The organism is Paenibacillus sp. PL91, assembly GCF_012935325.2.
In the GTDB taxonomy this organism is placed as follows: Bacteria; Bacillota; Bacilli; order Paenibacillales; family Paenibacillaceae; genus Pristimantibacillus.
Genome location: NZ_JABBYG020000053.1, coordinates 1 through 3,556, shown reverse-complemented (window position 1 = coordinate 3,556; position 3,556 = coordinate 1). Strand labels below are relative to the sequence as shown.

Sequence of the window (3,556 nt, the reverse complement as noted above, 5' to 3'; positions counted from 1 at the left end):
GGGGCGCATCCTTCTGCCTGCCAATTGCTTATGCAAATCGCACACCCATAATCCCAGTGACCAAACCGACAATAATGCCGATCATGCAAGCCGCCAGCCAGAATTTTCTGCTGCGGGCGTTTTTCAAGAAACAGTACCCTAATAGGCCAAATAATATCCCCTCGATTAAAAACCAAGGTTCAAAGAGCACTAGATCCCACAACACAAAGGCATCTTCATGGATGTTAAATGATCCCGATTCCAACCCGACTAGCCCACTGATTTGAAGTATTCTATAAACAATTCCATAAATGCCGTGTGAAGCAGCTAACGAACATCCTGCCCAGGCTATAAATAGCCACAGATAACTAGAAAATCTGCCCTTACTCCAATAAATAAATGCAAGACCAATGATTCCGGCAATGGTTAGAAATACAGATGCAATCCCATTAATCAAATCAAAATGGATATGTTGTACGATATCAGGTTTTAGTAGACTCTCCCCTATCGTGCCGCCTAAAGCCCAGTAAAGGTGTGGCAACATATAAACGATGGACCAAATAAAAACTGCGTAACCCGACCAAACCAACGATTTTGTTTGCGTATGTTGCGTTTGCGTATGCATATCTATCACGCTTCCCTAGTCATGCCGTCTATCAATCTGCGCCGTGCACGCCACGCGGTGAAACCAAACAAGACTGCTCCAATCAGAGACCATGGACCCGGCCCTAATATATAAAGGAAAATCATGAAGTCCTTGCGTTGCACCGCGAGAATCAAATGCCAGACATCGTGTAAACTCATAAATGTAAAAGCGGTCCATGTGAGAGCAAGCGCTGCCCGGAACCATTTTCTTCCGCCCCAGAAGCGGACAAGAGTCATTGCCGCCGCCGCAAATATGAAACAGATGAGGCTGGGAAGTACACCCCATGCGAAAAACAGTCCTATCTTCTGTTCCGCAGCAGGTGCGTTAACGAAACCGATGAGGTTTCCGATAAAGTGGATAACGCCCAGCCCGAGCGCCGCGGCAAACGCGCCGTATCCCATCCATTTCTCACCTGTTGTTTGCATCCTTTCATTTCGTTCTTTCATATAATCACTCCTTTTTCTCTCAACTTATACATCTCCTCGCTTGCGCTGAACGACGCCTTGTTCCCAAGCGAAGACCGCCGCCTGGGTCCGATCCGCCAGCTGCAATTTGCCAAGGATATTGCTGACATGGCCTTTCACTGTTTGCTCGCTGATGACCAACGATTGCGCGATTGCTGCATTGGCGTTTCCTTGGGCGATAAGGCGCAATACTTCAAGCTCACGATCGGTTAAATTATTGAAAACGTTCGGAATATCCTTTCGTTCCTCGCGAAGCTCCTGCACTACCCGAGCGGCCACGCGCGGATGGAGAAATGCTTCGCCGCCACGCGCTTTTCGGATAATGTCAGCAAGATCGCCCGACTGGACATTCTTTAATACGTAAGAAAGAGCTCCCGCACGCAAAGCGGGAAAAATATAGTCGTCCTCCTGAAAAGAGGTCAACACAACAATCTGGGAATTGGGGCTGAGTTTCTTTATTCGGCGGATCGCTTCAATCCCGCCAATTCCCGGCATCGACAAATCCATCAGGACGACATCGGGCACCAGATTGGCTACAAGATGTTCAGCTTCCTCTCCGGAAGCCGCTTCCCCCACGATGCGCAAATCGGATTGCGTTTCGAGAAATGATCGAACTCCCTGGCGCACCAAGCTATGATCATCAACCAGCACAATGTGAATCTTATCCTCCATCGGTATTCTCGCTCCCTTCACTTATAGACTCGTACTTAGGCTCCATCATGCTTCATTGTCCTGCTGCCCATGGTCCGGCACCGTTGCAGTGACGACAAACCCTTGCTCCGGCTTGCTCTGGTAGCTAACCTGTCCTCCGAATGGAAGGAGCCGTTCAGACATGGAAAGGAGACCGACCCCTTTTCCTATTTTGCTTGAGACATGACACCCTCGGCCATTATCGGATATTTCCAGTGTCGTCCTATCCGGTTCAAACATGAGATGAATACGAACGGCACGCGCCTCGCTGTGGCGTGCAACATTCGACAACGCTTCTTGTGTCAGACGGTATAAGGCTTCTTCCAGCTGCAATGGGATCGGGTTCATCCCTTGGACTTGAAAAACAGCATCGATCCCAGTTCGCTCTGCCCATTGCTCGATTTGCTCGCGCAGCGCTTGCGGAAACCTTTTGCCTTCCAGCATGGCGGGACGCAGCTCATGGATCAGATTCGTGAGATCGTCCTGCACCTGCCCCAGCAAGCCCTCTGCTTGTTCCAGCCTGGGGAGCGCACCTTCTTTCCCCTGCAGGAGAAGTGCTTTCGCTCCACTAATTTGCATGAATAGCGCGAACAACTGCTGTTTGATGCTATCGTGCAAATCACGCGCCATTCTCCCCCTCTCGTCCATAGCCGCTTGCTCTTGGCGCACCTGCACATGGTGCCGGAGCTGTTCAGCCATATGATTCAAGCGGCGTGATAGCCGTCCGATTTCGTCTCCGCCCGGATCATCAAACAAGACGGAGAAATCGCCGCGACTCCAATAGTCAGCGGCATCCGCCAATGTTCCGAATCTCCGGATGAGCGGCCGTGAAGTGACCGCACCAAACACAGCGCCTGCCGCTCCAACACATAGAACTATGATTACTGAGGCTGGAAGCAAGACAGTCACGCCGATTCCAAGCCATAACGAGGGATGAATCTTGAAGTTTTCCGCTTGCATAACGAGAATTCCATCTGCCTGCTTCTCCGTTGCCCCAAGCGGTATGAATACGAGAACTCCTGTTGATGCGCTCTCATGCGTTATCAACTTGACGTCACCCTGGCTGTCGAGATACATTTGCAAATGATCCGCTGCCTGATTTGTGAGCTGTGCCGACAGCAAAGTTCCATGTGACGGAGGGCGGACGCCGACCCCTGTCGAAGCGATAACTTGCCCTTGCCGGTCAACGACAGCAAGTATGCCCGTGTAAGAAAACACTTTGTCCACGACTCGCTGTTGCTGCTCGAGCCAAAGAGTCAAGCCTGCACGATCGGGTCCTTGATCGCCTGCCAGCAAAGAACCGGCCACATTCGCATTGCTTTTCAAGGCACTCGTTAGCAAAAATGAGCGCGACATATACATTCCCCACCCGAGCGCCAAGAGGAGCAGTAGCTCTACAAGGAGCCAGGCCAAAATGCTGATCAGCATATAGGATCGCGTCAGTCGCCAATGCAGCGGTCGAAATGACTTGAAAAAACGTTTCCGCACAATACTCTCTTTTCTAGTTGCCATTTTACATAAATACCCAGGAGAACGCCGCGTACCCACTCCCCATCCACCACGGAGTAACGGTGCTTTTTGCTAAAGCCCAGGATGTTTGATCCACCATGATTTCTCCTTTCGTAAATGCAATCTTTCATGCCACTATGAATTCCGTTATGGCATGGTACGAAGTTATCACTTCTACAAAAAAGTATATACTATAATAAACGATATGGGTTGCCTCTATAGGAGTGTTTCAGACGATACTTCGGATGCATAACGGACTGCCACTTAG

4 protein-coding genes are annotated in these 3,556 nt (G+C 50.2%); all 4 read right to left on the bottom strand.

Translation table 11 applies throughout. The annotated features are described in order from the left end of the window. Positions 1 to 28: 28 nt before the first annotated feature. The 4 genes from HI950_RS35245 to HI950_RS35230 are packed head-to-tail and all read right to left on the bottom strand — an operon-like array spanning position 29 to position 3,135. Complete coding sequence (locus HI950_RS35245) at positions 29 to 604, bottom strand: DUF3995 domain-containing protein (RefSeq protein WP_187768225.1); 576 nt, start codon at positions 602 to 604, stop codon at positions 29 to 31. Positions 605 to 609: 5 nt separating this feature from the next. Next, entirely contained in the window at positions 610 to 1,071 is a 462-nt protein-coding gene (locus tag HI950_RS35240; RefSeq protein ID WP_169091731.1) for a hypothetical protein, read from the bottom strand. A 24-nt stretch (positions 1,072 to 1,095) separates the two neighbouring features. Next, a complete protein-coding gene (locus tag HI950_RS35235; RefSeq protein ID WP_317618509.1) occupies positions 1,096 to 1,782 on the bottom strand; it encodes a response regulator transcription factor in 687 nt (228 codons plus the stop codon). A gap of 24 nt (positions 1,783 to 1,806) precedes the next feature. Next, positions 1,807 to 3,135 (bottom strand): HAMP domain-containing sensor histidine kinase, encoded by a 1,329-nt coding sequence (locus HI950_RS35230; RefSeq protein WP_187768224.1) that lies wholly within the window; start codon positions 3,133 to 3,135, stop codon positions 1,807 to 1,809. Positions 3,136 to 3,556: the final 421 nt, after the last annotated feature.